Source organism: Tessaracoccus pujii (genome assembly GCF_055326215.1).
Window position 1 is genome coordinate 218,474 of sequence record NZ_JBUZNP010000001.1, and the last position, 26,082, is coordinate 244,555.

General features: G+C 66.9%; 22 protein-coding genes and 1 pseudogene. 16 read left to right on the top strand and 7 right to left on the bottom strand.

The features are described 5' to 3' along the window. The first annotated feature begins 33 nt into the window (after nucleotides 1-33). Nucleotides 34-1,905: a methylmalonyl-CoA mutase small subunit gene (gene mutA, locus ACZK5N_RS00945; protein ID WP_459017966.1), complete on the top strand. Its 1,872-nt coding sequence runs from the start codon at nucleotides 34-36 to the stop codon at nucleotides 1,903-1,905. 3 nt (nucleotides 1,906-1,908) lie between these two features. Continuing rightward, nucleotides 1,909-4,089, top strand: coding sequence for a methylmalonyl-CoA mutase (scpA, locus tag ACZK5N_RS00950; protein ID WP_459017967.1), 2,181 nt, complete (start codon nucleotides 1,909-1,911; stop codon nucleotides 4,087-4,089). 191 nt (nucleotides 4,090-4,280) lie between these two features. Here scpA and ACZK5N_RS00955 read toward each other — a convergent pair whose 3' ends face one another. Continuing rightward, nucleotides 4,281-4,466 carry a DUF5302 domain-containing protein gene (locus ACZK5N_RS00955; RefSeq protein WP_459017968.1) on the bottom strand — a complete coding sequence of 62 codons (186 nt, stop codon included), beginning with the start codon at nucleotides 4,464-4,466 and terminating at the stop codon, nucleotides 4,281-4,283. A 75-nt stretch (nucleotides 4,467-4,541) separates the two neighbouring features. Between ACZK5N_RS00955 and ACZK5N_RS00960 the strand changes: the two genes are divergently transcribed. From ACZK5N_RS00960 to ACZK5N_RS00970, 3 genes are all read left to right on the top strand, one after another. After that, nucleotides 4,542-5,618, top strand: coding sequence for an oxidoreductase (locus ACZK5N_RS00960; protein ID WP_459017969.1), 1,077 nt, complete (start codon nucleotides 4,542-4,544; stop codon nucleotides 5,616-5,618). 5 nt (nucleotides 5,619-5,623) lie between these two features. Beyond that, nucleotides 5,624-6,298 (top strand): ThuA domain-containing protein, encoded by a 675-nt coding sequence (locus tag ACZK5N_RS00965; protein ID WP_459017970.1) that lies wholly within the window; start codon nucleotides 5,624-5,626, stop codon nucleotides 6,296-6,298. 101 nt (nucleotides 6,299-6,399) lie between these two features. Then, on the top strand, nucleotides 6,400-7,179 hold the full coding sequence (locus ACZK5N_RS00970) for a helix-turn-helix transcriptional regulator (protein WP_459017971.1): 780 nt from the start codon (nucleotides 6,400-6,402) through the stop codon (nucleotides 7,177-7,179). On the opposite strand, the gene ACZK5N_RS00975 is transcribed toward ACZK5N_RS00970, so the two are convergent. After that, nucleotides 7,143-7,568, bottom strand: a complete 426-nt coding sequence (locus ACZK5N_RS00975; RefSeq protein WP_459017972.1) for a hypothetical protein — start codon at nucleotides 7,566-7,568, stop codon at nucleotides 7,143-7,145. The two genes, ACZK5N_RS00970 and ACZK5N_RS00975, sit on opposite strands and share 37 nt — an antisense overlap. Before the next feature lie 124 nt (nucleotides 7,569-7,692). Next, the gene (locus ACZK5N_RS00980) at nucleotides 7,693-8,625 is read right to left on the bottom strand and encodes a sugar-binding transcriptional regulator (protein WP_459017973.1); all 933 of its coding nucleotides are present in this window, start codon (nucleotides 8,623-8,625) and stop codon (nucleotides 7,693-7,695) included. A 147-nt stretch (nucleotides 8,626-8,772) separates the two neighbouring features. Between ACZK5N_RS00980 and ACZK5N_RS00985 the strand changes: the two genes are divergently transcribed. From ACZK5N_RS00985 to ACZK5N_RS00995, 3 genes are all read left to right on the top strand, one after another. After that, nucleotides 8,773-10,380 carry an alcohol dehydrogenase catalytic domain-containing protein gene (locus ACZK5N_RS00985; protein ID WP_459017974.1) on the top strand — a complete coding sequence of 536 codons (1,608 nt, stop codon included), beginning with the start codon at nucleotides 8,773-8,775 and terminating at the stop codon, nucleotides 10,378-10,380. A gap of 86 nt (nucleotides 10,381-10,466) precedes the next feature. Beyond that, nucleotides 10,467-10,922, top strand: coding sequence for a nucleoside deaminase (locus tag ACZK5N_RS00990; RefSeq protein WP_459017975.1), 456 nt, complete (start codon nucleotides 10,467-10,469; stop codon nucleotides 10,920-10,922). Between the two features lie 49 nt (nucleotides 10,923-10,971). Then, a complete protein-coding gene (locus ACZK5N_RS00995) occupies nucleotides 10,972-12,912 on the top strand; it encodes an acyltransferase family protein (RefSeq protein ID WP_459017976.1) in 1,941 nt (646 codons plus the stop codon). A gap of 23 nt (nucleotides 12,913-12,935) precedes the next feature. Here ACZK5N_RS00995 and ACZK5N_RS01000 read toward each other — a convergent pair whose 3' ends face one another. Next, nucleotides 12,936-13,637, bottom strand: coding sequence for an acylneuraminate cytidylyltransferase family protein (locus tag ACZK5N_RS01000; protein ID WP_459017977.1), 702 nt, complete (start codon nucleotides 13,635-13,637; stop codon nucleotides 12,936-12,938). Nucleotides 13,638-13,763: 126 nt separating this feature from the next. On the opposite strand from ACZK5N_RS01000, the gene ACZK5N_RS01005 reads away from it, so the two are divergent. The 6 genes from ACZK5N_RS01005 to ACZK5N_RS01030 all read left to right on the top strand — a co-directional run bounded on the left by ACZK5N_RS01005 (nucleotide 13,764) and on the right by ACZK5N_RS01030 (nucleotide 21,160). Next, on the top strand, nucleotides 13,764-14,873 hold the full coding sequence (locus tag ACZK5N_RS01005; protein WP_459017978.1) for a DegT/DnrJ/EryC1/StrS family aminotransferase: 1,110 nt from the start codon (nucleotides 13,764-13,766) through the stop codon (nucleotides 14,871-14,873). Next, nucleotides 14,870-15,802, top strand: a complete 933-nt coding sequence (locus ACZK5N_RS01010) for a WxcM-like domain-containing protein (protein WP_463624561.1) — start codon at nucleotides 14,870-14,872, stop codon at nucleotides 15,800-15,802. The genes ACZK5N_RS01005 and ACZK5N_RS01010 overlap by 4 nt, the downstream gene beginning before the upstream one ends. After that, nucleotides 15,789-16,748, top strand: a complete 960-nt coding sequence (locus ACZK5N_RS01015; RefSeq protein WP_459017980.1) for a glycosyltransferase family 2 protein — start codon at nucleotides 15,789-15,791, stop codon at nucleotides 16,746-16,748. Before ACZK5N_RS01010 ends, ACZK5N_RS01015 begins: the two co-directional genes overlap by 14 nt. A gap of 50 nt (nucleotides 16,749-16,798) precedes the next feature. Continuing rightward, complete coding sequence (locus ACZK5N_RS01020) at nucleotides 16,799-17,833, top strand: glycosyltransferase family protein (RefSeq protein ID WP_459017981.1); 1,035 nt, start codon at nucleotides 16,799-16,801, stop codon at nucleotides 17,831-17,833. Between the two features lie 42 nt (nucleotides 17,834-17,875). Continuing rightward, complete coding sequence (locus ACZK5N_RS01025; RefSeq protein ID WP_459017982.1) at nucleotides 17,876-20,182, top strand: glycosyltransferase; 2,307 nt, start codon at nucleotides 17,876-17,878, stop codon at nucleotides 20,180-20,182. Between the two features lie 96 nt (nucleotides 20,183-20,278). After that, entirely contained in the window at nucleotides 20,279-21,160 is an 882-nt protein-coding gene (locus ACZK5N_RS01030) for a capsular polysaccharide synthesis protein (RefSeq protein ID WP_459017983.1), read from the top strand. 24 nt (nucleotides 21,161-21,184) lie between these two features. On the opposite strand, the gene ACZK5N_RS01035 is transcribed toward ACZK5N_RS01030, so the two are convergent. Next, on the bottom strand, nucleotides 21,185-22,066 hold the full coding sequence (locus tag ACZK5N_RS01035; protein ID WP_459017984.1) for a glycosyltransferase family 2 protein: 882 nt from the start codon (nucleotides 22,064-22,066) through the stop codon (nucleotides 21,185-21,187). Between the two features lie 12 nt (nucleotides 22,067-22,078). Further along, entirely contained in the window at nucleotides 22,079-22,942 is an 864-nt protein-coding gene (locus ACZK5N_RS01040; protein WP_459017985.1) for a glycosyltransferase family 2 protein, read from the bottom strand. Nucleotides 22,943-22,960: 18 nt separating this feature from the next. On the opposite strand from ACZK5N_RS01040, the gene ACZK5N_RS01045 reads away from it, so the two are divergent. Together ACZK5N_RS01045 and ACZK5N_RS01050 are read left to right on the top strand one after the other, a co-directional pair. Next, on the top strand, nucleotides 22,961-24,847 hold the full coding sequence (locus ACZK5N_RS01045) for an ABC transporter ATP-binding protein (protein ID WP_459017986.1): 1,887 nt from the start codon (nucleotides 22,961-22,963) through the stop codon (nucleotides 24,845-24,847). 107 nt (nucleotides 24,848-24,954) lie between these two features. Next, nucleotides 24,955-25,734, top strand: coding sequence for a glycosyltransferase family 32 protein (locus ACZK5N_RS01050; RefSeq protein WP_459017987.1), 780 nt, complete (start codon nucleotides 24,955-24,957; stop codon nucleotides 25,732-25,734). A gap of 13 nt (nucleotides 25,735-25,747) precedes the next feature. On the opposite strand, the pseudogene ACZK5N_RS01055 reads toward ACZK5N_RS01050, so the two are convergent. Continuing rightward, nucleotides 25,748-25,993 (bottom strand): annotated as a pseudogene (locus ACZK5N_RS01055) (transposase); the annotation flags it as partial. Nucleotides 25,994-26,082 lie beyond the last annotated feature (89 nt).

The window sequence follows — 26,082 nt, forward strand, 5'->3', positions numbered from 1 at the left end:
TGGGTGCACACCCCTGAGACAAGACGGAGAGCGATGAGCGATCAAGCCACGAGTGCGGCCGACATCAGCCTGGCTGCAGACTTTGACACTCCCTCCCAGGCGGACTGGGAGAAGGAGGTCCTGAAGGTCCTGAACCGAAAGCGGCCAGAGGGCAAGGAGCTCAGTATCGAGCAGGCGTACAAGCGCCTGACGAGCTCCACCGTCGACGGCCTAACCATCAAGCCTCTGTACGTGAAGAGCGACGGCGTCGAGGAGCTCGGCTACCCCGGCGTGGCTCCCTTCGTCCGCGGCACCACGGTGCGCGATGGCGAGATGGACGCCTGGCACGTGGCGCAGCTGCAGGAGGACCCCGACGCGGCAGAGACCCGCCGCGCCATCCTGACAGACCTCGAGCGGGGCGGCACGGCCGTCTACCTGCGCGTCGACCCCGGCGCCGTAGCCGTGGCCGATGTCCCGGCGGTGCTCGCCGACGTCATGTTGGACCTCGCGCCCGTCTATCTCACGTCGAAGGCGCAGCAGCTCGACGCGGCCAAGGCCCTCGTCGACGTGCTCGCGGCCTCCGGTCAGGACGCCGCGACACTCGCCGGCAATCTCGGCGTCGATCCCATCGGGGCGGCCGCCCTGGCCGGCACCGACGCCGATCTGAGCGTCCTGGCCACCGCCGTCGAACTGGCCAAGCCGTTCCCCGGCGTCCGACCCATTGTGGTGGATGCCACCATCTACCACAACGCAGGCGCCGGCGACGTGCACGAGCTGGCCTACGCGGTCGCGGTGGGCGTCGAATACGTCCGGGCGCTGACCGAGGCGGGCCTCAGCGCGGACGAGGCGTTCGACGCCGTCATGTTCCGCGTCTCAGCCACCACGGATCAGTTCGCCACCATCGCACGCCTCCGGGCGCTGCGCGGCCTGTGGTCGCGCGTCGGCGAGGTGCTCGGCGTCACCGAGGCCAAGCGTGGTGCGGTGCAGCACGCGGTCACCTCCGAGCGGCAGGTCTCACGCGACGACGCCTACGTCAACGTGTTGCGCGGCACCATCTCCTGCTTCGCCGCCTCGGCTGGTGGCGCTGAGGTGCAGACCGTACTGCCGTTCGACGCGGCCTCTGGCCTCCCGACGGATCTCTCCCGCCGCCTGGCACGCAACACCCAGGTGGTGCTGGCCGAGGAGTCCAACGTCGGACGGGTCAACGACCCCGCCGGCGGCTCCTGGTTCGTCGAGTCGCTCACCCAGCAGCTGTCCGAGAAGGCCTGGGCAGTGTTCCAGAGCCTCGACGCTGAGGGCTTCGCCGCCGCGTTGGCCGACGGCACCGTCAAGGCCCAGCTCGACGAGGTGGTCGCCGCTCGCGCTGCCCAGCTCGCCACCCGCAAGATCCCGCTGACCGGCGTGTCGATGTTCCCCAACCACGAGGAGGCCGCGCTGGAGCGCAAGGCCCGCCCCGCGGCCCCGGAGCTCGGCGGCCTGAAGATGATGCGCGATTCGCAGGTCTTCGAGGACCTCCGCGACCGCTCGGCCGCAGCCCGCGAGGCCGGCAACGCCCCGGTGGTGCTGCTCGCCTGCCTGGGCGCCCGCCGTGACTTCGGCGGCCGCGAGGGCTTCACCGCCAATCTGCTGCACGTCGGCGGATTGGACACGCTGGTCGCTGAGGGCGAGACACCCGAGGACTTCGCTCGCCAGCTCACCGAGTCGGGCGCGAGGATCGCGGTGTTGTGCTCCAGCGCGAAGGTCTACGCCCACCAGGGCGTCGCCGTCGCCGAGGCGCTGCGCGCCGCAGGAGCAGAGACGGTGCTGGTCGCCGGCCAGATCAAGGAGCTGGGCGAGGGCGCCGAGGGCGCCGTCGACGGCAATGTGTTCGACGGCATGAACGTGGTGGAGTTGCTGACCGCCACCCTGAACAAGATGGGAGCCTGAGCAATGACGATCCCTCGTTTCAATGACGTGGAGCTGACGGAGTCGGTCCCGGCCGACGCCGCCACCAAGTTCGAGGCCCTCACCGCGGCCACCGGGCATTCCGCCGGGTGGCAGACGCCCGAGCGCATCCTCGTGCCGCCGCTGTACGGCGATTCGGACCTGGCCGGCCTCGACTTCCTCGAGACCGCGCCCGGCATCCCGCCGTTCCTCCGCGGCCCCTACGCCACGATGTACGTCAACCAGCCGTGGACGGTCCGCCAGTACGCGGGCTTCTCCACCGCCGAGGAGTCCAACGCGTTCTACCGCCGCAACCTGGCCGCCGGCCAGAAGGGCCTGTCGATCGCGTTCGACCTCGCCACCCACCGCGGTTACGACTCCGACCACCCACGGGTGTCCGGTGACGTGGGCATGGCGGGCGTCGCCGTCGACTCCATCCTGGACATGCGTCAGCTGTTCGACAAGATCCCGCTGGACCAGATGTCGGTGTCGATGACGATGAACGGCGCGGTACTTCCCGTGCTGGCGCTCTACGTCGTCGCGGCCGAGGAACAGGGCGTCAGGCCCGAGCAGCTGGCCGGAACCATTCAGAATGACATTCTGAAGGAGTTCATGGTCCGCAACACCTACATCTACCCGCCTACCCCGTCGATGCGGATCATCGCCGACATCTTCGCCTTCACCAGCGCGCACATGCCGAAGTTCAACTCCATCTCCATCTCCGGCTACCACATGCAGGAGGCCGGAGCGACGGCGGACATCGAGATGGCCTACACGCTGGCTGACGGTGTGGAGTACATCCGCGCCGGCGAGTCGGTGGGCCTCAACGTGGACCAGTTCGCCCCCCGCCTGAGCTTCTTCTGGGCCGTCGGGATGAACTTCTACATGGAGGTCGCGAAGATGCGCGCCGCGCGCATCCTGTGGGCCAAGCTGGTACGTCAGTTCGGGCCGAAGAACCCGAAGTCGATGAGTCTGCGTACGCACTCGCAGACCTCCGGCTGGTCGCTGACAGCGCAGGACGTGTACAACAACGTCGTACGCACCTGCGTCGAGGCCATGGGCGCCACCCAGGGCCACACCCAGTCGCTGCACACCAATGCCCTCGACGAGGCCATCGCGCTGCCGACGGACTTCTCCGCCCGCATCGCCCGCAACACCCAGCTGTTCCTGCAGCAGGAGTCGGGCACCACGCGCACTGTGGACCCGTGGGCCGGCTCGGCGTATGTGGAGAAGCTCACCGAGCAACTCGCCCGCAAGGCATGGGAGCGGATCCAGGAGGTGGAACAGGCCGGCGGTATGGCCAAGGCCATCGAGCAGGGCATCCCGAAGATGCGCATCGAGGAGGCCGCGGCCCGCACCCAGGCCCGCATCGACTCCGGCCGCCAGCCCGTCATCGGCGTCAACAAGTACAAGCTGGACACCGAGGATGCGCTTGAGGTGCTGAAGGTGGACAACAAGACGGTCCGCGCGTCCCAGATCGCCAAGCTGGAGCGCCTGCGCGCCGAGCGGGACGAGGCCGTGACCCAGCAGATGCTGGAGCGCCTCACCTGGGTGGCCGCGAACCCGGATTCCACCGATCCCGACCGCAACCTGCTCAAGGTGGCCATCGACGCGGCCCGCGCGAAGGCCTCCCTCGGGGAGATCTCCGACGCGTTGGAGAAGGTTTACGGCCGCTACACCGCTCAGATCCGTACGATCTCAGGTGTGTACAACAGCGAATCCGGCTCGAGTGACGACGTCGACGAGGCCCGCAGGCTCGTCGAGGAGTTCGAGAAGAAGGAGGGGCGCCGTCCGCGCATCCTGATCGCGAAGATGGGCCAGGACGGCCACGACCGTGGCCAGAAGGTCATCGCCACCGCCTACGCCGATCTCGGCATGGACGTCGACGTCGGCCCGCTGTTCCAGACGCCGGAAGAGGTGGCCCGCCAGGCCGTCGAGTCGGACGTCCACGTGGTGGGGGTCTCCTCCCTGGCCGCCGGTCACCTCACCCTGGTGCCCGCGCTGCGTCAGGAGCTGGACAAGCTGGGCCGCGAGGATCTGATGATCGTCGTGGGTGGCGTGATTCCGGCCCAGGACTTCGACGAGCTCCGCGAGCACGGCGCCGACGCGATCTACCCGCCCGGCACCATCATCCCGGCGGCTGCGATCGATCTGCTGACGAAGCTGAACGAGCGCCTGGCCGACTGAGGTCAGCATCGACAGTGGCCCGCCCCCCAGGGGGCGGGCCACTGTCGTCTCTTGATCTTTGGCGCGGCGCTCGAGCGGGGGCCGCTGCCCTTTTGCGGTGAATGTCCCTCCAGTCGGGTTCTGGATGCCCTCGCGAGTCCGCAAGACGGCCTGGAGGAACATAAGCCGCAGAGGACGGCTCGCAGGTGGCGTCAGCCGCCCGACTTCCTCCTGAACTCGCGCTTCCCGCCCACCTTGCCGTGGGCGTGTCCTTGGCCGCGATCTGCGTCGACGCCCGAGGACGCGGACAGGTGCTCGGCCGACTTCTTCCGCTCCAAGGCCTGGCGCATGGCCTCCTTGGGATCCAACTTCTGCTGTTCCTGCTCCGGTTCTGACATGGCCCCCAGCCTACGCCGCCGCCGAGGACGCGGCCCACTGCCAGGGTCTCTTGGCCCCCAAGTAGTCTCGGTCCCGTGACGCAGCTCTCCGACACCCTCGACTTCGCCCACGGCCGCGCCTGGCGCAACCGCCTCGCGCTGGCGCCGCTGACCAACAAGCAGTCCAACCCCGACGGCACGCTCTCGGACACCGAGATCAGCTGGCTACTGGCCCGCGCCCGCCACGGCTTCGGCATGGTGATGACCGCCGCCGCCTACGTGACCCAGGCCGGCAAGGCCTGGAACGGGCAGCTCGGCATCAGCGACGACGCACACCTGCCCGGCCTGGAGAGACTGGCCACCGGCATCCGCGACGCTGGGGCCGCGTCGCTGGTACAGATCCACCACGGCGGCGCGAAGGCCGACCCTCACGCATCCGGAGAGCCCGCCGTCGGCCCCTACGACGACGCCGCCACGGGAGCCCGCGCCCTCACCGCGGCCGAGATCGAGCACGCGATCGCAGACTTTGCCGCGGCGGCCGCACGCGCCGAGCGAGCCGGGTTCGACGGCGTGCAGCTGCACGGCGCCCACGGCTATCTGCTGTGCCAGTTCCTCGACGCCCACAACACCCGCGACGACGGCTACGGCGGGGACCTCCACAGCAGGTCCCGGATCATCCGCGAGACCATCGCCGCCGTGCGCGCGGCCACCTCGTCGAACTTTCACGTCGGGCTCCGGCTGTCCACCGAGCGATTCGGCCTCAGCACCCCCGAGATCGCTCAACTGAGCTCCGAGCTGATGACCGAGGGCGGGCTCGATCACCTCGACCTGTCCCTGTGGGATGTCACCAAGCTTCCCGAGGGGGCCGCCGACGGCGACGCCCCGCTGGTCAGCCACTTCGTCGGCCTTCCACGCGGCGGCACCAGGCTCGGGGTCACCGGCAAGGTGACCAGCGGCCCCACCGCGACCGCCGCGCTCGCCACCGGCGCGGACTTCGTCGTAATCGGGCGCGCCGCCATCGCGGACCAACGGATCGCCGAACGCATCCTGGCCGACGCCGACCACCCCGGCCCGTCGTTCCCCGTCTCGAAGCAACAACTCCGCGACAACTGCGTGGGCGAGCCCTTCGTCGAGTACTTCTCGACCGGGTGGCCGCAGCTCGTCGCCGGCTGACGGCCGTGCGTGCACTGATCGCCAGCGGCGCCGGGCGCTACGCCGACCCATGGCACCCCTTCGAACGGACCAGCGAGAGGATCGCGGACCTCCTCGCCGAGGCGGGGTTCGCCGTCGAGATCGACCATGATGTCGACGGCGCCATGACACGCCTCGACGGGGTGGACCTGTTGGTGGTCAATGCCGGCGACCCGTGGGCGGACACCGACCACCGTCTCCCTCCGGATGCCCCCGGACCCGCCGGGCTGGCCGCCGCGCTCGACCGGGGCATCGGTGTACTGGCGGTTCACATCGCGGTGGCGAGCCTGCGCGACTATCCCGACTGGGCGGCCGCCGTCGGCGCGATCTGGGTGCCCGGGCAGTCCTGGCACCCACCGCTCGACACCGCGACCATCCGGCGCATCCCGATCGAGGAGGACGGCCGGCCCATCGATTTCCGCGTGGAGGACGAGCGCTACCTCAGCCTCCAGTTCGTGGGCCGGAGCCGCGTAGTGGCCACTCACGCGGGCCCCTACGGTCCGGAGCCCACCGCATGGATCCGGCAGCACGGCGCGGCGCGGATCGCGGTGGACCTGCTCGGTCACGACGAGCGCTCCTACGGCTCGGCGGGCCACCGCGACCTCATTCGCGACCTCGCCGTCTGGGCGGTTACCCGCTCGGGTCTGCCGCACCCGGGCTGACGCCTTTCCCCTCCTCCCAGGTACCGGAAGGAGGGGAAAGGAGGGCGCCGCGGATCCCACAAGGGTCTCGACATGAGGTAGGCCAGATGGCAGGCTGAACCATGGACTCGACCCAGGGGCTGGTCAGGGCCGCGGCTGACGTTCTGGAGGCGCCGACGGCGGGAGTCGCTCTGGCGCTCCTGGCCGGGGCGCTGCGCGCCGGCACAGGGACCGACATCGTGTCCCGGGTGAGCTTCACGCGCCAGTCAGTGTTCTTCTTCGTCGATGGCGACCCCCCAGCTCCGCCGCCACATCTGCTGCCCACCCCTGCGGACCTCGCCCTTCACCCGCTGACGCGCTTCCATGCCACGGTCGGTTCCGCCACCCCCGCACTGATGCTGGACGCCCTGCGGTCCGGGCTCGGCCTCCTGCCCTCCACGATGGGGGTCCTTGAGCGGCTTGGGCTGAGCGTCCACCAGCTGAGCGTGCCACTCGAGCCGATGTCGACAGCGGCCCCGTACACGGGTTGGGTTCTTGTCTCCGACGACCGGGTCTCCGAGCGCGCCGTCGAGACGATGGCGGTGTTCCAGCCGCTGCTGCGAGCTCTGGACCGACATATCGGCGCCCTCTCCACCGTCGACGAGGCCCCGGACGAGGTCGGCCTGACGCCGCGCGAAAAGGTGGTGCTGCAGCTCCTGGCCGACGGGCTCACCGCCCAGGCGATCGCCAGCCGGCTCGCCGTCTCCAAGCGAACGGTGCACAAGCACCTCGAACACCTCTACCGGAAGCTTGGGGCAGCGGACAGGCTCACCGCCGTGCTGCGCGCGCAGGGGCGGGGGTGGCTCCCCCGCCCCTCGGACACGCCTCAGTCGCCGAGCCCGGCCTCGCACTCGATCAGGTAGCCCATCAACGAACCGCCCAGGGAGTCGAACTGGGCCTCCGTCAGATAGCTGAACGGCTTGGCGTCCTTGCCCTGGGCGCGCGCACCGCCCCCGACGAGCGCCCTCGAGTGGACCAGAGGCTCCTGCTCGAGGCCCTGCTCCTCCATGAAGTCGGCCACGGCCACGTCGGCGGCCCACCCGCAGTCCGCCTGCAACTCCTCGGGGATGAGGAACATCGTGCCGAGGTCGCTCAGCGACACCCAGGCGGTCCCCCCTGCCAGGTGGTGCTGGTAGGCCGCGTCGGCCCACTTGTCCTTGTAGCACTCGTGCGCCGACGCCACCGTGGCGGTTCCCATCAGGACGACGGTGCTCGCAGCCGCCATCTTCAGCCATATCCGCTTCGCGCTCATGGGTGAGCTCCCCTCTCGTGTCGGGCCCGCAGTCCGGGCGATAACCCAACGCTCCCCCACACGTCGCCCCGGCGGAATACGCACATGTGCGTACGTCCCTGTGCGCCGGTGCACCCGGGATGGCTCAGCCCAGCAGGGCCTGCGCCGTCGGCTCGTCCGTGACCAGCACGTCGAGATAGCGCCCGGCGATGGCGCCGCGGATGGCCTCCACCTTCTCCGCCCCGGCGGCCACGCCCACCACGTTCGGCAGGGCCCGGAGCTCGGCGAGGCTGAGCGAGACCGAACGGTCCGAGGCGGACCCGGGGATCTCCTCGCCGCGACGCCCGAACCAGTGGCCCAGCATGTCCCCCACCGCCCCGGCGGCCGCGTAGGCCGCGACGTCGTCGTCGGTCACCATGCCGGTCCGGACTGCCGACCCGCCCGCCCGCACGGCGCCGACGCCCGTCAGCGTCAACGTGGCGCTGCGGGCCAGGTCGAAGACCTTCGCGACGGCGTCCTCGGTCCGCAACGATTCCGCCAGCTCAACGCTCGAGACGAACAGCGGTGACGGCACGGTGCGGAGGCAGCGGACCGCCGCCGGATTGTCAGAGACCAGTTGGGCGACGTTGTCGATGGTGCCGGCGGCCGAGGCGAGCGTGACCCCGGCGAGCGACTCGGCGGAGAGCATCGTGAGCGCGCGGGCGACCGTGTCGCTCCAGCCGACGCCCACCACCACCCCGGGATGCAGGTAGCGCCGGGCATAGGCCGCGAGCGCGGCTGCCACGCGCTCGTTGGTGCGCTCACGGCTCAGCGGGCCCGTCCAGGTGGGCACGACGACGGCGTCGGTCAGAGGGGTCCGCTCACGCAGCTGCGTCGCCAGCCCGAGGGCCGCGAGGTAGTTGGCGTCCATCTCGATCCGGACGATCCCCTGGTGGCGTGCGGTCTCCAGCAGCCGGCCCACCGTCTGCCGCGACACATACAGCCGCGAGGCCACCTGCGCCTGCGTCAGCCCGTCCTCGTAGTAGAGCCAGGCGGCGCGGACGGCGAGGTCGAGGTCGCCGGCCTCGGGGGTCAACATGGGTCCTGCCTCCTTCGTCGGTCGCCGACGGCAGCGGCGCCGTGGGCCGATGCCCAATTGCCTGCCGATAGCTTCTCACGGGGGTGCCGCTGGCATAGATTCAAGGGCACCACAACACCACAAGTCATGCTCGACGAAGGAGTAGCAGTGACGGAGTTCCCGGCCACGCAGCACGCCATCCAGATCACGGGGGTGGACCAGTTCGTCCACAACCCGGTCAAGCCCGTCGACCCCGTCGGCCCCACGCAACTGCTGCTCAAGGTGGAGTCCTGCGGCATCTGCTTCAGCGACACCAAACTGCTGCACGCCTTCGACTCCCACCCCCGCAAGGCCGAGGTGGTCTCGGGCATCGACCTCGAGGCGCTCAAGGAGATCCCCAGCTACCACCCGGGTTCGGCTCCCGTGGTGCCCGGCCACGAGCCGGTGGCGCGTATCGTGGCCGTCGGCGACCAGGTGACGCACTTCGCCGTCGGCGATCGCGTCCTGGTCCAAGCCGACTGGAAGCACCTCAAGACCCCCGCCTCCAACGGCGCGTTCGGGTACAACTTCGACGGCGCGCTGCAGGAGTACGTCGTCGTCGACGAGCGCTGCGTTGTGGCGCCCGACGGCGAGAAGTTCCTCATCCACGTCACCGATGGTCCGTCCGCCGCGGCCGTGGGCCTCATCGAGCCGTGGGCCACCGTCGAAGGGTCCTACGCCTGGGCCGAGCGCAACCACCCCAAGGCCGGCGGCCGGATGCTCGTGGTGGCCGACGGCGAGATCGAGGCCCTCGAGGCCCTGATCGCGGCGAACGAGCCGGCCGAGATCGTGCGGCTCGAGCCCGGCGACGTGGAGACGCTCGCCGGCAACGCCTTCGACGACATCATCTACCGCGGTCACGACGTCGCCGCCCTCGAGATCCTGGGCGGCCTGCTCGGCATGCGCGGCGTGCTGTGCGTGGTGCTCGACGGCGGCCGCATCGACGGCCCGGTCAAGCTCGACATCGGCCGCGTCCACTACGACTTCATCCGCTTCTGCGGCACCACCGGATCGGACCCGGCCGACGGGTACGCCTGGATCCCCGCCAACGGCGAGATCCGCGAGGGCGACAAGGTGGCCATCATCGGCGCCGCCGGCCCGATGGGCCAGATGCACACCATCCGTGCGCTGACCTCCGGCATCCCCGGCATCTCGGTGGCCGGCACCGACCTGAGCGACGACCGGCTCGCGCACCTCGAGTCGCTCACCCGCCCCGTCGCCGAGAAGAACGGGATCGAGCTCAGCATCATCAACACCGGCACCACCCAGCTGCAGCCCGGCTACACGCACCTCTCGTGCATGGTGCCCGTGCCCGCGCTCGTGGCGCAGGCCGTGGACCTGGCAGCCGAGGGCGCGATCATCAACGCCTTCGCCGGTATCCCGGCGGGCACCACCGGTTCGTTCGACCTGCAGGGCATCATCGAGCGCCGCGTCTTCATGCTCGGCACCTCGGGCTCGGACGTCTCAGACATGCGCACGGTGCTCCGCAAGATCGAGGAAGGGATCATCGACACCCACATCTCGCTCGACGCTGTCACCGGCATGGCGGGCTTCCGCGACGCCATCGAGTCGGTGATGAACCGCACCTCCGGCGGGAAGATCATGGTCTACCCGTCGCTGCACGATCTCCCGCTCACCCGCCTCGTCGACATGCCGGAGAAGCTGCCGCATGTCGCAGCCCTGTTGAACGACGGCGTGTGGACGAAGGAGGCCGAGGAGGCGCTGCTCGCGGGCTGAGCCGCGACGCGGTGAGTCCGCGGCCGCAGGCGGCGATGTTACCCAGGCCCTTCCCGCTCACTACAGTGGGCGCAGGAGGGGCCAGCATGACCGATCACCTGCAGCGCGCGATCGACCTGGCCGTCGCGAACGTGGCCGACGGCGGCGGCCCGTTCGGCGCCGTCCTCGTCACCCCGCCGGGGCAGGTGTTCGAGGGCGTCAACCGCGTCACGGCCGTCCCCGACCCCACCGCCCACGCCGAGGTGCAGGCCATCCGCGCCGCGGCAGCCGGACTGGGCACCCACGAGCTCATCGGCAGCGTCCTCTACTGCTCCTGCGAGCCCTGCCCGATGTGCTTGGGGGCGGCACTATGGGCGCGGGTGTCGCGGGTGGTGTTCGCGGCGGACCGGCACGACGCCGCCGCGGCGGGCTTCGACGACGCCGCCTTCTACACCCAGCTGTGCGACGGCGTCACGACGATGGGCTGGGCCCACGTGTCGCATCCGGACCGGTCAACCCCCTTCGAGGCATGGCACCGGTTCGAGCGCCGCGTTGCCTACTGACAATCTTCATGCATCTGTACCGGGGACCGGGACTTAGGATCTGCGCATCATGACAGGCCAGCCCCCACCCGACTCATCCGCAGGGCGACTACGCGACCTCCAGGGTCTTCGCGCAGTCGCCGTCCTGGCTGTGATGGCCACGCATTCAGGGCTGGGGTTGTCCGGCGGATTCATCGGCGTGGACGTGTTCTTCGTCATCTCGGGCTTCATCATCACCCTGATGCTCCTGCGCGAGCACGCGACGAGGGGAACGATCTCGTTTCGGCGCTTCTACATCCGCCGCATCAAGCGCCTCGGGCCCGCCCTGGCGGTCACGAACATCGCCACCGTCCTGCTCGCTGTCCTCTTTCTGTCTCCATTGGGCCCCCAGGAGACAACATTCCGAACAGCTCTGGGAGCGACATTCGGTGTAGCGAACTGGGTGATCGCCGAAGGGACCGGTGACTACTTCGGCACCGCCGCAGAGCGAAACCCCTTGCTGCACACGTGGTCGCTCTCAGTCGAGGAGCAGTTCTACCTGGTACTGCCCGGCGTGATGCTCGTCACACTCGCGCTAGGTTCACGCATCGGCCGATGGTGGAGGTGGCTCGTTCCGTTGTCTCTGCTCGGTGCACTCGCCGTCGGGTCCCTGGCCTCGGTCCGCATGGGAACCGGGTTCCCGTTCGGCTACTACGGACCGGCCACACGAGCGTGGGAGTTCTTGGCTGGATGCCTCCTAGCCCTCGTCATTAACCGCGCACGAAACCTCCCCAAAGCAGCCTTCCAACTCCTGGGTATCGCCGGCACCGGGCTGATGGCGTGGGGGCTGGTATCCATCACTCCGGAGACTCCTTTCCCCGGGAAGTGGACGCTCCTGCCGGTAGCGGCGACCCTCGCGCTGATCACCGCCGGGCGTGGAACTCCGAATCCTGTCTCCGCAGTCCTCGGGTCGAGGCCCATGGTGGCGGTCGGCGATTGGTCATACTCGCTGTACCTGTGGCACTGGCCGTTCATCGTCGTCGCGAAGGCCATCTGGCCATTCTCGAGCACGGCGCCCATCATCGCTGCGGCGGTGTCGATCCTTCCCGCCTACCTCAGCTACCGCTACGTCGAGGAACCATTGCGGGCTCTCCAGGTCAGGGGAGCACGAAAGGTGGCAGTAACGGTGGGCACCATCCTGATGCCGCCCACCCTGGCGGCCGCGGCTGCGTGGATCCTGTTCGTTCAGGTCTTGACCCCGGCCTTCGGTCTTGGAGGCTCCGGGGGTCGGGCCCCGACTGTTGCCGAACAGGTGGCGGAGGCCGGCCTCACGCCGTGCCAGGATCCGGCGATGGGGCAGCTGTCCAATGGTCTCTGCGGGACGACCACCGACGGCGACCCCTCGGTTCTCCTCATCGGCGACAGCCACGCTGAGCACCTGCTGCCCGGCCTCGTTCAACTGTTCCCGGACGTCACGATCGAGATCGTGAGCGTCCGATCACCCAAGCCATTCGGTTCCCCTGCAGGGGCGCAGGCAGTCGTTGACTACGCTTCGCGACAACCATCCATCCGCGCGGTCGTGTACAGCCGCGCGCTGGGGACGGATGGCGGCGGCCTCTCAGCAGCCGAGGAGGAAGGGATGACCCTCACGCTGCGAGGCCTCGAGGCACTGGATCTCCCCGTGTTCGTCCTCGACGACAATCCTCCATGGCCACTCGACATGTTCAGTTGCACCGTCAGGCGCTCAGTGGTTCTCGCCGGCACGATCTGCGAGTGGGACCGTTCCGCCTTCGAGCCGAGGCATAGGGAGATCACAGCCGATCTGACGCGGGTGGTGGGTGCTGTGGACAACGCGACCGTCGTGTCTGTGCACGACGCACTGTGCGACGACTACGTGTGCCGGCGTGCGCTCGACGAGAAGCCGCTGTACTCCGACGGAGATCATGTCACGGCGTTGGGCTCGCGACTGCTCGTCGAGCATGCGATCGTCAACCATCCTGAGTTTGCGGCGGTTCTGCAACCGCGACGCTGAGGGTTTGCGGGCCCGACGATTCTCTATGACTTTCGGGGATCGCCGCTCTCGGACAGCCTGCTCAGTAGAGATTCCGCCAGCGCGACGTCGTGGAGGCCGTCGATATCGATGCCCTCGGCCTCCTCCATGACGAAGAGGCCGATCCGCCCCCCCATCCTGTTGTGGGTCTGTTCGTAGATCTCTGTGCGCGTGACGTAAAGCGAGCCGGTCTCGCGGTAGCGCAGCTGTTCCGGCGCCATGTCCTGGCGCCGGCGTCGGTGCTCCCACTCCCAATGGGCGACGGCGGCATCGCCGTTGAGCGACCACAGGAAGGGCGGAGTGGGCACGACGCCAACCAGGGCGTCCAGCCTGTCCATGGCGAACTGGCGAAGCGCCCGCGCGATCGATCCCGGTCGACGCACCGGCGACGTGGCCTGCAGCAGCACGACCTGGTCCGGTCGACCGAAGACGGACTCACAGGCGCCGATGGCGTGCTCGACCACAGGCTCCGTGGGCGTCGCATCCTGAGCCAGACTTTGTGGGCGTTCGATCACCCAGGCGCCCGCATCAGCGGCGACTGCGGCGATCTCAGCGTCCTCGGTGGATACCGCCACCCTCATGTTCGGCACCGCGAGGGCCTGCTCGATCGTCCAGACGATCAGCGGTTTGCCGGCCACACGGAGCAGGTTCTTGCGCGGAATCCCTTTGGAACCGCCCCGTGCGGGGATGACAGCAAGCGTCGACATGGACCCAGTCTCCCGCCTGGGCGGCGCCGGGAACACCCGAGATCTCGGAACCATTGGCCTGATGCCCGAACCTGGAGCCGGTCGAGCCTGACCGCTACGATGTGGAGGTCCACCGGCGGGAGTGAGATGACCACCCGAGTTCCGTTCAACGAGCTGCGGCGCGCGGCCGACGAGCAGTCGACCGAGCTGGCTGCCATCTTCGACGGGGTCATAGCGAGCGGGTGGTTCGTGCACGGGCCTCATCACGCGAGGTTCGAGGCGTCGTTGGCGCAGTACCTCGGTGCGGCCACAGTGCTGGGCGCCGCAAGCGGCACGGATGCGCTCGAGCTTGCGCTGCGCGCCGTCGCCAGTCCCGGCCGGCAGGTGGTGGTCACCGTCGCGAACGCGGGCGGGTACACCACGTGCGCGGCGATCGCTGCCGGCCTTACCGTCCGGTTCTGCGACATAGATGACGCCAGCCATACGATGTCTCCTCGCGCCCTCGAACCTCTTCTCTGCGATGACGTCGCAGCAGTCGTAGTCACCCACCTGTACGGCCGGCTCGGCGACGTCGCCGCCATCTCCGAACTCTGCGCCCGCGCGGGAATACCGGTTGTCGAGGACTGCGCCCAGTCCCTTGGAGCCAGGTCACGGTCGGGGACGGGCGGCTCGCTCGGCGATATCGCCGCGTTCAGTTTCTATCCCACGAAGAACCTGGGCGCGCTCGGCGATGGGGGCGCCATCGCCACCTCGAGTCCGAGCCTGGCCGCGCGTCTGCGGAGCCTACGGCAGTACGGATGGCGCGATGAGAAGTACCGCGTCGACGATTCGGGTGGCCGCAATTCTCGCCTGGATGAGCTGCAGGCCGCGATCCTCGACTTCCGCCTTGGCCTCCTTGACGAGGGCAACAGACGTCGACGCTCGATCATCGCCCGATACGCTGCGGCGGCACCCGCGGCGATCGAGGTGCTGCCCGCCGACGACGAGAGTCACGCGGCCCACCTCGCGGTGGTCGTCAGCCCCGACGCGGCGGCGTTGCGCTCACACCTCGACAGGCACGGCGTCGACACGGACGTGCACTATCCGACGCCCGATCATCGCCAGCCCGCCTGGAGGCACCTCTCCGACGGGCCGCTGCCCGTCACCGAGTCATTCGTGGGGCGGCTGCTCAGCCTGCCCTGTTTCCCCGAACTGTCGGACGGTGAGATCGATCAGGTCTGCGCCGCTCTCGCGTCGTTCAAGGAGCCGGCAACGTGACCTACTTCGTTCATGACCAGGGGATCTGTGAGTCGGATCAGATCGGGGAGGGCACCCGGATCTGGGCCTTCTCCCACGTCCTTCCAGGAGCGCGGCTGGGTGCCGACGTCAACGTCAACGACCACGTGTTCATCGAGAACGACGTCATCATCGGCGACCGCGTGACCGTCAAGTCAGGCGTCCAGGTCTGGGACGGCGTGCGCCTCGAGGACGACGTGTTCGTCGGGCCGAACGTGACGTTCACTAACGACCCGTTCCCGCGCAGCAAGCAGTACCCGGACTCGTTCGCCGTCACGACGGTGCAGGAGGGCGCCTCCATCGGCGGCGGCGCGGTCGTCCTTCCCGGCCGCACGATCGGCCGACGGGCGATGGTCGGGGCCGGGGCAGTGGTCACGCGGGACGTGCCGCCGAACGCGATCGTCGCCGGAAATCCAGCCCGGATCATCGGCTACGTCGACGATCACCGACCCTCGGGCCTCCCGTCGGCACCCGCTGCACATGACGACGCACCCGGCCCCGGGGAGATCGTGAGCCTGGCGGTGGGGCAGGACCTCCGCGGTTCGCTGTCTGCACTCGACTTCAGTGAGATTCCGTTCACCCCCCAGCGCTTCTTCAGCGTCTACGCGGTGCCGAGCGCTGACGTGCGGGGGCAGCACGCGCACCGGCGCTGTCACCAGTTCTTGGTATGTCTGGCGGGCCATGTCACATGCCTGGTCGACGATGGCCAGAGACGGTCGACCTACCTACTCGACAACCCGTCCCGGGGCCTCTACATGCCGCCCATGACTTGGGGCTCGCAGTTCAAGTACTCCCCCGATGCGGTGCTGGGCGTCTTCGCCTCCCCCCCCTACGACGCGGATGACTACATCCGCGACTACGCCGTGTTCCGCGAGCTCTTGTCGGGCGGAGGACAGGATGCCAGGACCTGAGCCCAATGTCACCCTGGTGGCCGCCTGCTACAACCACGCCCGCTTCCTCCGCGACTGCCTGCGTTCAATTGCTGCGCAGACCATTGACGCCTTTGATCTGATCGTCACCGACGACGCCTCCACGGACGGTTCGCAGGACCTCATCCGGGCGACACTCGCCGAACTGGGGCTCAAGGCCCGGACCATGTTGAGCACCTCAAACCGCGGCATCTGCGCCACCTTCAACGCGGCGCTCGCAGAGGTGCAGACGCCGTACGTCGCCTTCCTCTCCACCGATGACGTCTTGATGCCCACGCGGCTTGAACACCAAGTCGACCTGCTCGACGCGCTCGGCCCTGACGTGGCGTTCGTGTACGGGGACATGCCCGTCGTCGACGGCGCCGGTGAACGAACCGGCGACTACTTCTACGGACCATCCATGCCCAATCGATATCTGCCCGGGCGGGAGGACATGTACAGAGAGTTGCTGAGCGGCAACTTCATCGCCGCACCGTCGGTGATGATGAGGGCCGAGGCGCTCAGAGCGGTGGGCGGCTACGACGATCGCCTCGCCTACGAGGACTACGACGTCTGGTGCAAGTTGACGCGCGAGTACCGCGTCGGTTTCGACGACCATGAGACCGTCCTATACAGGCGCGAGGGAGCTGGGGGAAACCAGGCCTCCCTGTCCGACGAGCTGCAGTTCGCGCGTCGCGCGACCTACCTCCTCACCAATGTGCGCATCCTCGCGAAGCACCTCGGGCAGTCGCGCGAATTGGACCAGCTCATTACGGGGCGGGCCTACAGCTACGCCATGGAGGCGTACAAGCTGGGGGCCCGTGACAGGGAGCTGTACCAGGCATTCCTCGCACGGTTACGGGTCAGCCCCAGCGTGCGTGGAGTGCTGCTAACCCTCCTCGCCGTCGTCCGTGTGCCGATTCAGAAGTTCCTGCCGTCGCTTCGTTGACATCTGGAATATCAACCAAACAGCTCGCCATCCGAAAGGAGACTCATCGCATGGCTCGTTGCCTCGTTTTGTTCGACGGGCGGGCCAGTCTCGGTCCGTACGGCATCGACAAGCTGGCGGACTTCGGCTACGAGCTCGTCGAAGTTCCACTCGCCGAGACGCAGCTTCACCGGAAACTCCGTGACGTCGCGGAGCATCGGCTTGGTGTGCCGCTCGATAAGACTCTCCGGTCAGCCCCAAAGGTGCCAAGCGTCGACGTCGTCCTGGCCTTCCTGGAGCGCCAAGCGCTCGCGCCGTCATGGTTGAAGGTGCACCGCATTCCGCCGTTTTCGCGTAAGCCCCTGGCGATGCTGGCTTGCTGGTTGGCTGACGAGCTCCGAGCCCTGCCGGCTGACGACCGTCGCGATGCCGCTCGTCGCTACGCGGGCGTCGACCTGACGATGGTCTGGTCGACTAACCAGATCGACATTCTCTTCGACTCAGGGTTCGACCCTGACCGGGTCGAGGCCATCAGCTTCGGGTTCGCCCCCGGGCTCTTTCCGTTCGTTGATCCGCTGGAGCGGGACGGTACGATCGCCGCGATAGGGTCGGACCGCGGCCGCGACTACCCGACGCTGCTGGAGGCTGTTCGGGGGACTGATCTGGCCGTGGATCTCTACTGCCGCGACGACAACCTTGAGGGGGCGCCTCTCCCGGACGGCGTGCGCTTGGTGGGTATCGTGCCCTTCGAGAAGTACCGGGCCGTCCTGCGTCGGGTCGGGGTGGTGGCGGTACCGACAAAGGTGATGGCCTACCCCACGGGCCAGACCGTGGCGTTGGAGGCTGCTGCCTCCGGCGCGGCTGTGGTCCTCACCGACACCCCTGCCATGCGCGAGTACTTCCCCGAGGGCACGGCACTGTTCGCGGCGCCCGGCGACCAGGATGGGTGGCGCAATGCGCTGCGGTCGTTGCGCGACGACCCCGACTTACGGACGGGGCTGGGGAGGCGCGGGGCACAGCACGTGCGCTCCCGGTATACCTACAGGGCGATGTGGCGCGAAGTTGACCAGCTCTTCCGCGCCCGCGGTTGGGTTAGCGAGCCGTAGCTGCGGTCCTTCACCGCCAGCTCAGCGCTCTATGGTGGTGCCATGCGTATCGGAGTCGTCACGCCGTGGTCCATCGACGACCCGCGGGCATGGTCCGGCGTGGTGGCACCGATGGTGTCGGCCCTGGCGGAGCGGGCCGAGGTAGTTCCCTTCGTCACCCGGGACGTAGCGGACTCGATCGTGGACCGCGCCTTGGCGCGCGCTCTCGACGGACGGTTCGGCCGCCGGTACCTCGTCGGACACGCCCTCGCCACCGGCGCCAAGCGCGGCCGGAGCCTTGCGAAGCGGCTCAAGGACGAGCCCGTCGACGTCATCCTCGCCGTTGCGGCGTCGCAGGACATCGCGTTCCTCCACACCAACATCCCTATCGTCCAGGTGTCTGATACGACTTATGGGGCAATCAAGGACTTCTATCCGTTGTTCAGCAGGCTGACTCCGCTGTCCGACTTCCAGGCAGCCATCCAGGCCCGGCGCTCATCCCAGCGAACCCGGCACTCTCTCGCCGCTACCCGCTGGGCGCGCGACGCGTTGATCCGCGACGACGGCTTCTCCCCGCAGGACGTGACAGTGGCGCCTTTCGGCCCGGCGATACAGCCGACCGGGGACGAGCCTGCCCGTCCGTCCACAGGACCGCTTAGGCTCCTCATGGTCTCGAGCAACTGGGAGAGGAAGGGTGGCCCAGACGTCCTCGCCACGAGGCAGGAACTCATGCGCCGGGGTATGGACGTCGAACTCACGGTTGTCGGTGAAGCTCCGTCGCTGCCGGAGGAGGTACGTGGCCTCGGCCGGGTTTCCCGAGATCAGATGCGTGAGTTGTACGCCACCCACCACGTGTTGCTGGAGCTCTCGACAAGCAACGCGGCTGGCGTGACCCTGACCGACGCCGCGGCGTTCGGTCTGCCGGTGGTCGCCAGCGACACCGGTGGGGTGTCCACCATCGTCCGCGACGGGGTGACTGGCTTTCTGGTGACGCCCGGAGCAATCAACAAGGCCGCCGACCTCGTCGCAGCGTTGGCGGACGCGGACACCAGGGCGGAGATGTCTCTCGCGGCGAGGCGCCACGCTGAGGCCACCCTCAGCTGGGGGGCCTGGGCCGACGCGGCCATTGCCGCCTGCCGGGCGAGCGTCGAACCGGAGCGGGTTGCAGCGCCAATCGTGTTTCTTTCTCCCGCAATCCCGTATCCCGGAATTGAGCACGCCGGCGGCCAGTACATCCGCAGACTCCACGAGGCTCTCGACGGACGCTCAGCCACGTGCTGGATGGCAATGGACCGGCCGAGCCTCCGGCACTCCCTGCAGCAGCCCGGGGTCGCCGACGACGTGGTCCTCCTCGGCAACTCTGACGCCCCCGCGAAGTGGCGTCGCACCGCCTATCGGCTCGCCGATCAGATTGAGGCGCGGCTCTCTCGGATCGACTCCCAGCCGATCCCGCTCGCACCGGCCCTGGACCTCCTCACGCATCCGGCGGTGCGAAGGAGGGTCAGGGAGGCGCGCATCCTGGATATCCAGTGGGCCAATTACACGAAGCTCGCCCCTCTCGCCCGTCTGATCAATCCCCGAGCCCGGATCCACTTCACCTTTCACGACGTGATGAGTCAGAAGTGCGACCGATCGGCAGCGGCAGCCCCGGACGCCCTGAGACGCGCCAAGTGGCGGCTGGCCGCCTTCCTCGCCCGGCGCTGGGAACGGCGAGCCGTGCGACTGGCAGATCTCTGCATCGTCTTCAGCGGGAAGGACCAGACCCTGCTGGACCCTCGGGACACGGGGAATGTGGTGGTCGTAAATCCCCCGCTCGCCGAAGGAGAGGTGCCAGCGCACGCCCCGAACGATGACGCGAGGGTGCTGTTTGTCGGCTTCATGGCTCGCAAGGTGAACGTGGACGGGCTCCTCTGGTTCCTGGACTCGGTGTGGCCGCAGGTACTGGCTCGGTGTCCTCGAGCTACTTTGCGCGTAGCCGGAGGTGCGATGGATCCGGCCGCGCAGGAGCGCGTCGCGGATTACCCCGGGGTGATCCTCCTGGGCTTCGTGCCGGATCTCACCGACGAATACCGAGCCGCGAGCGCCGTCTTGGTGCCCCTCCTTGAGGGGGCCGGGGTCAAGTTCAAGACCATCGATTCGCTGCTCCAGGGAGTGCCGGTCGTCACCACGACGGTCGGGGCCGAGGGGATCGGCGGGGGTCAGCTCTTCGCGGGGCTCACTGACCACCCAACGGAGTTCGCCGATGCACTCGTTCGGGTGCTGGACAGTAACGAGGAGGCCGTCGATGGCGCTAAGCCAGCCCAGGAGTGGGCTTGGGGCCGCTACAGCGTCGACAGCTTCCGGGCCACGATCGAATCCCTCTATCTCTAGAGGGACGTCCACACTCGGCTCGCTGGCCCGCATGACTCTCAATCGCCGCGACTGCATCCTGAACGCAATAGGGGGCCCGCCCGCTATGATGAGGAGGTGAACACGGTCCGTGCCCGGGCGATGAGCCGAGCTCGACAGGTGAAACACCTCGGCTTCATCGCACAGAAGCGACTGCGCACCTACGGACGCGCTCTGAAGTTCGCGACCGTGACTCAAGTCTCCAAACCGTACTCCCAGTTGCGCCCCTACCGGTTTGATCCTTCCCGATACCGGCGCTCCTTCCTAGCTCGCCCCGCGCCCCTGCAGTTGGGCTTCACAGAACTACCCCATCGAGTCTTCGTTCTGTGGACTGGCACGAACGAAATGCCGGATATCCGCCGCCGCAACCTCGAATCGCTCCGCCAGCGGATCGGGGTCGAAGTGTGTTTGATCACGCCTGACACCATCCAAGAGTGGGTGGTGGAACAGCATCCCCTGCACCCGGCCTACAGCGATTTGTCGTTGGTTCACAGGTCGGACTACCTACGGGCCTATCTTCTCCATCACCATGGCGGAGGCTACTGCGACGTGAAGAGACCCCTCCACGCGTGGACAGAAGCGTTTGCACGGTTGAGCTCAGATGAGACGGCGTGGATCTCCGGCTTCCGAGAACTCAGTGCCGGGTCGGCCGTAAGACTACCCGGGGCGCTGGGCGTAGACGTGGCAATGCACCATGCACGCTTGATAGGCACCAGCGCCATGATCACCAAGTCCCGCACCGCGTTCACCGGCGAGTGGCTTCGTGAAGTCGAACGACGTCTCGATTACTACGGGCCCCAATTGCGCGAATTTCCCGGTGGCGAGCGTGGAAACGTGGTTGGGTACCCCATCTCATGGACCCATCTGCTCGGGGGCATTTATCAACCCCTTCAGCTCAAGTACTTATCTGCAGTGCGCCAGGAGGATTCCCTCCTACTTGATTTCGAGAACTACTTGTGACGGATCTCCGCTTTGCACGGAGAGTCAAAGTGGCGTGGCGGTTCTCCACCGCATCGACTCTAGGGACCGGGCGAGCTGAAACGAAAGGGAGCCCAACGCGTCTCGGACGTCACCCTTGGCCGCAGCACCTGGAAACTGCTTAGCCCACTCGATGAACCAGCGGGCGGAAGTCCGCCCCGAGGCCACTCGGATGCCCTCGTCGCGGTGCTTGAGATACAAAGCAACGTGCGCTCGCCCATACCGCGCTTGTTGGCGCACGGTGGCTAGCCAGTCACGCCGCTGGTAGTAGTAAAGGCAAGCCCCAACCGAGTGACCAAGTGAGAACCCCTCCCGTACTAAACGCCAGCCGAAGTCGACGTCCTCCTGCCCCAGTGACATCTCTTCGTCGAAGCCTCCTACCGCCTCGAACGCCTCCCGTCTGACGCCCAGATTTCCCCCTGGCACGTAGGGCAGGTAACCCATGGCCGTGGGCAGGGACCCGGCATTCCACGTCACCCGGGGTGTCTCGTCTTCTTCCGTGACGATTAGCAGCGGACCCGTCACCGCGTCCGCCTCGCTCAACGCGATGCGCATGGATGCCACCCACTCGGGACACACGCGGTCATCCGCATCACAGATGAGGATAAGCTGCTCCTTGCAGGCCGTGATGCCGACATTCCGCGCATGGGCCACTCCTCGACGTTGAGAGGCGTCCACCACTGTGATGCCTCGGAACCTGGGCCTCCATCGCTGGGCGATGGATCTGGTGGCATCCGACGAGCCGTTATCGCTGATGATGACGCTGAACTCCAGGTCCGACTGAGCGTCGAGTGCTTCGAGTTGACGCGCAAGCGTCGAAGCTGCGTTGAGGGCGGGGATGATCACCACCAGTTCACTGAACACCTCGATCGCCCCTTCCTGTTCCACGTCGGGCGGCGATCATCGCGCACCGAGCCGGAGCCTTTGCCTCCGCCAGATGCGTTCAAGTCGCGTCACGGCCCCTTCAATCTTCCCGTACCGCCTGGCCCAGTATCTTGCTTGTTCGGCCGACGCCGCCGCGAATGGGGATTGATTCTGGCCTAGAGCGTAGGCCGTGTTGAGATCCTCCAACATGCCCGAGGCCAGGGTTGTGTGGTGCCCTGGATTGTTCTGAAGCATGGCCGCCCGAGTCCTGCAGAGGGGTTCGACGCCCTGCGTGTTACTGACATTCCGCGACTGCGCCTTAATCTGATAGTGAAACATCGGACCAGCCACATGGCGTCCCACCCCGCCCTGCTGCAACAGCAGCCGAACCCACCATTCCCAGTCCTCGAAGCCATCGCGCAGAGTCTCGTCCAAACCGCCTAGTGATTCCCACGATTCTTTCCGAAACAGCGACGTTGCGACGATGGGGCAGCCTCTCACCATGTCTGTAGCTGTGAGCACTGGGGGAGGGACCTTGAACGAGTCCCTAGCGCCAAATTCCTGCCAACTGGTGTAGGCGATGGACGTGTCGAGGCCGTCGTCAAGTGCATCGGCAAGAAGGGACCCGAAGCCTTCGGAGACGTAGTCGTCGGAACCCAGAGTCAAGAGGTAACGGCCCTTCGCCAACTCGCATCCGACGTTGATGGCTCGGGCCGGACCTCGGTTGGCAATCCGAGCGACGGTCACGTTGAGGTTGTCGATGCACCTGACTGTGTCTTCGTTCGTCGAGCCGTCATCGACCACAATCACTTCTGTGTGGGGACCCGCCGCCGACTGCACAGCCCGCGATAGGTTCGCCGGCTCTTCGTTCCAACAAGGGATCACCACAGATACCCGCATGTTCACAGGGTAGTGTGGATGCTCCCCAGCGGTGGCCGAACGATGTGCAGGCACTCACTAGACTACGGTCAGCGAGAGACGGGCGAGGGCTACATGCGGGAACTCAGACAGATCATCCACGATCTACGGGCTGCCTTCCGGCTAGTGCCGTGGAGGATGCGCCCCAAGCTGGTCTTGATAGCGCTGGGTTCGGCTGCCATCGCCTTCCTCGACATGGCTGCAGTGGTGCTGCTTCTTCCGGTGATGCAGTTGGTTTCGGGGACGACCACCGCCGATAGCCCCGCCTTGCTTCTGCTCTCTGAGGTCTTCGGCGTCGTCGAGAGGCACTCCCTGCTGCTCGTGACGCTTGGCCTCGTCGCCACTCTGATGATCACCAAGAGCGTCTTCTCGCTCACCTTCCGCTGGTGGAGCGTAGGAATCACGAATCGCGCACAGACTGATGCGACCGCAGTGATGATGGATCTCTACATGACCTCCCCGTTCGAGTCTCATCGCAAACGTGACTCAGGTGACATCTACACCGCGCTCAACAGCTACATCCCGTCGGCCTTTGGAGGCGTCACGAACGGGATCATTCAGATCTTCGTAGACGGCCTGCTTGTCCTTGCGGTGCTAGTCGCTCTGATGATCCTTTCGCCCCTGGCCACTGTTCTCGCGATCACGTTCTTCGGAGCTGCGGCGCTAGCGATCCAAGCGTTTCTCAAAAATCGTCTCCTGGCCCTCGGGGAGGGCAGGAGGCTGGCCGGCCTTCGCAGTTGGCGCTACCTAACCCCGGCGATCCATGGCCTGAAACAGGCTCGCTTGTCAGGCGCGTCGCAGCCTCTTTCCGCGGGCTTCACTCAGTCCCGCCGAGAAGAGAACGATCTCTCGAGGCAAGCCTCGCTTCTGGGCGAGCTGCCCCGGCATCTCCTCGAAGTCGTGATGGTGTTGGGCATCGGCCTGATGGCCATCGTGCTCAGCGCCACGACAGGAGAATCTGAGGCGTTCACCATCTTGGGAGTGTTCGCGGTGGCTTCCGTCCGGATCATCCCGAGTCTGAACAGGGTGATAGCAACTGTTGGCAGTATCCGCGGCAGCCTGCCCAATCTCAGTGCCTTGGAGAAGGAGATCCGATCGCTGCTCGCGGAGACAAACAGGGATTCCTACACGGAAGAGCCACTCTCATACCTCGACGCCGACATCATCTTCAACGACCTGACGTTCACGTTCCAGGATGGCGAGTCGCCGGTCCTGGATCGCGTCTCGGGCAAGATACCCCAGGGCAGCACCATCGCTCTCGTCGGTTCGAGCGGAGCAGGCAAGACGACATTCGTCGACCTGCTGACCGCACTGCTGTTCCCCACAGCAGGCTCGATCGAAGTGGGCGGCATCTCGGTTCACGCTCATCCCATCTCCTGGCGACGGCACGTGGGAGTGGTCCCGCAGGACATCTTCATCTGGGACGAATCCGTGCGGAGCAACATCGCCTACGGTGTTCCACACGCAGAGATCGACGACGACGCCGTCAAGCGAGCGGTAACCATGGCACAGCTCGACGAGGTCGTGGCCGATCTCCCTGCTGGTCTGGATACAGTCATTGGGTACCAGGGAGCACGGTTGTCTGGAGGCCAACGTCAGCGTGTGGGAATTGCTCGCGCCCTATATCGGGACCCCCGAGTTCTCATTCTCGACGAAGCCACGTCTGCTCTCGACAACCAGACGGAAGCTAAGTTCACGGAAACGATCGAAGGCCTCCGCGGCAAGATGACGATCGTTGTGGTGGCCCATCGACTGTCTACAGTGAAGGGCGCAGACGAGATCCTCTTCTTTGACGGCGGTCACATCCGTGCCCGCGGAACGATGGCCGCACTGACGGCAAGCGACGCCAAGTTCGCGGAGCTGGTGCGACTCGGGAGGCTGTTTTGAGACCGCACCGGGGAATAAGCACTCTCCTCTCAGCTGCGCGGAGGATGAAGCATCGAGGCTTTCTCGCAGTTAAGACCGCTCGGCGACGGATCTCCAGCATAGAGACCATGCGCCTCGACGTCAGCGGCCGGTTGAGGCAAAGGTGCGGTTCCCCCTACTGCTACCAGCCAGGCCGGTACGCCCGAACGTTCCTGGAACTACCTCCCCCGAACCACTCGGAGGGTGCCGATATCCCCCGGGTGATTTACACCATCTGGCTGGGGGCACCCATGTCAGCCCGCAGGCGGGCCAGTCTCGACAGCCTCCGCAGGGCGAACCCCGACTTGGATGTTCGGCTTATCACGGAGGGGAACCTGGACCAGTACCTTCTGCCCGAACATCCTCTGCACCCGACGTTCCCCCACATGTCGGCCGTACACCAGTCGGACTACATTCGCGTCTATCTGATGCACTTCCACGGCGGCGGGTACTCCGATCTGAAGCCGGCAAGGCGGTCGTGGCAGCTCGCCTTCGACCGCATGGGCGACCCCCAGATACTAGTGACGGGTTATAGGGAGGTCTCGACCGAGTATGTAGGCGCAGCTCCACGCCAATTGGGGGTGGACCTCCGGCGACACTATCGGCAACTCGCTGGCCCCAGTGCGTTCATTATGAGACCCCACAGCATCTTCACCGCGTCGTTCTACAGAGAGTTCCTGCGTCGGCTCGACTACTGCGACCTGGCCTTTAGGTTGAGCCCGGTGACGGATCCCTACGACCTACCTGCCAGCTACCCACTGTGGTGGGGCGAGCTGATGGGCGATATCCTCCATGCACTTTCCCTGAGGTACCACGACCGCGTGTTCTTCGACGAAGACATCCGACCGATCCTTCAGGACTATCGATAACTGACTCATCACGTAGTCGGGTTCTGAATCCGCCGGTATCGAGCAGTGATCTGGCGATGTAGTTGGTGAGGTTGCGGAAGCCGAGTGCCGATCCGCGGAGATGTTCCAGGCGGCCGTTGAGGGCCTCGGTGGGGCCGTACGAGGTGCCGGGGCGATCGAAGTAGGCCAGCACGTCGTCGGCTCGCTTCTTCGGTGTTCGTCCGAGTGTGATCAGCTCGGTCAGCGTGGCGGGGACGCCGTGGCTGACGGAGGCGATCAGGCTGGCCGGCTAAGTGGGTACTGGAGTTACTGGATGAGAGGACACACCCCAACGCCCAAGCTGTTGGCAGGGCGAGCCGCCTCCGCAGC

Excerpts from the sequence above, each read along its gene's own strand:
- mutA (WP_459017966.1), top strand. The coding sequence starts at position 34 with ATGAGCGATCAAGCCACGAGTGCGGCCGACATCAGCCTGGCTGCAGAC.
- scpA (WP_459017967.1), top strand. The coding sequence starts at position 1,909 with ATGACGATCCCTCGTTTCAATGACGTGGAGCTGACGGAGTCGGTCCCG.
- ACZK5N_RS00955 (WP_459017968.1), bottom strand. The coding sequence starts at position 4,466 with ATGTCAGAACCGGAGCAGGAACAGCAGAAGTTGGATCCCAAGGAGGCC.
- ACZK5N_RS00970 (WP_459017971.1), top strand. The coding sequence starts at position 6,400 with ATGGACTCGACCCAGGGGCTGGTCAGGGCCGCGGCTGACGTTCTGGAG.
- ACZK5N_RS00975 (WP_459017972.1), bottom strand. The coding sequence starts at position 7,568 with ATGAGCGCGAAGCGGATATGGCTGAAGATGGCGGCTGCGAGCACCGTC.
- ACZK5N_RS00980 (WP_459017973.1), bottom strand. The coding sequence starts at position 8,625 with ATGTTGACCCCCGAGGCCGGCGACCTCGACCTCGCCGTCCGCGCCGCC.
- ACZK5N_RS00990 (WP_459017975.1), top strand. The coding sequence starts at position 10,467 with ATGACCGATCACCTGCAGCGCGCGATCGACCTGGCCGTCGCGAACGTG.
- ACZK5N_RS00995 (WP_459017976.1), top strand. The coding sequence starts at position 10,972 with ATGACAGGCCAGCCCCCACCCGACTCATCCGCAGGGCGACTACGCGAC.
- ACZK5N_RS01000 (WP_459017977.1), bottom strand. The coding sequence starts at position 13,637 with ATGTCGACGCTTGCTGTCATCCCCGCACGGGGCGGTTCCAAAGGGATT.
- ACZK5N_RS01005 (WP_459017978.1), top strand. The coding sequence starts at position 13,764 with ATGACCACCCGAGTTCCGTTCAACGAGCTGCGGCGCGCGGCCGACGAG.
- ACZK5N_RS01015 (WP_459017980.1), top strand. The coding sequence starts at position 15,789 with ATGCCAGGACCTGAGCCCAATGTCACCCTGGTGGCCGCCTGCTACAAC.
- ACZK5N_RS01020 (WP_459017981.1), top strand. The coding sequence starts at position 16,799 with ATGGCTCGTTGCCTCGTTTTGTTCGACGGGCGGGCCAGTCTCGGTCCG.
- ACZK5N_RS01025 (WP_459017982.1), top strand. The coding sequence starts at position 17,876 with ATGCGTATCGGAGTCGTCACGCCGTGGTCCATCGACGACCCGCGGGCA.
- ACZK5N_RS01040 (WP_459017985.1), bottom strand. The coding sequence starts at position 22,942 with ATGCGGGTATCTGTGGTGATCCCTTGTTGGAACGAAGAGCCGGCGAAC.
- ACZK5N_RS01045 (WP_459017986.1), top strand. The coding sequence starts at position 22,961 with ATGCTCCCCAGCGGTGGCCGAACGATGTGCAGGCACTCACTAGACTAC.
- ACZK5N_RS01050 (WP_459017987.1), top strand. The coding sequence starts at position 24,955 with ATGCGCCTCGACGTCAGCGGCCGGTTGAGGCAAAGGTGCGGTTCCCCC.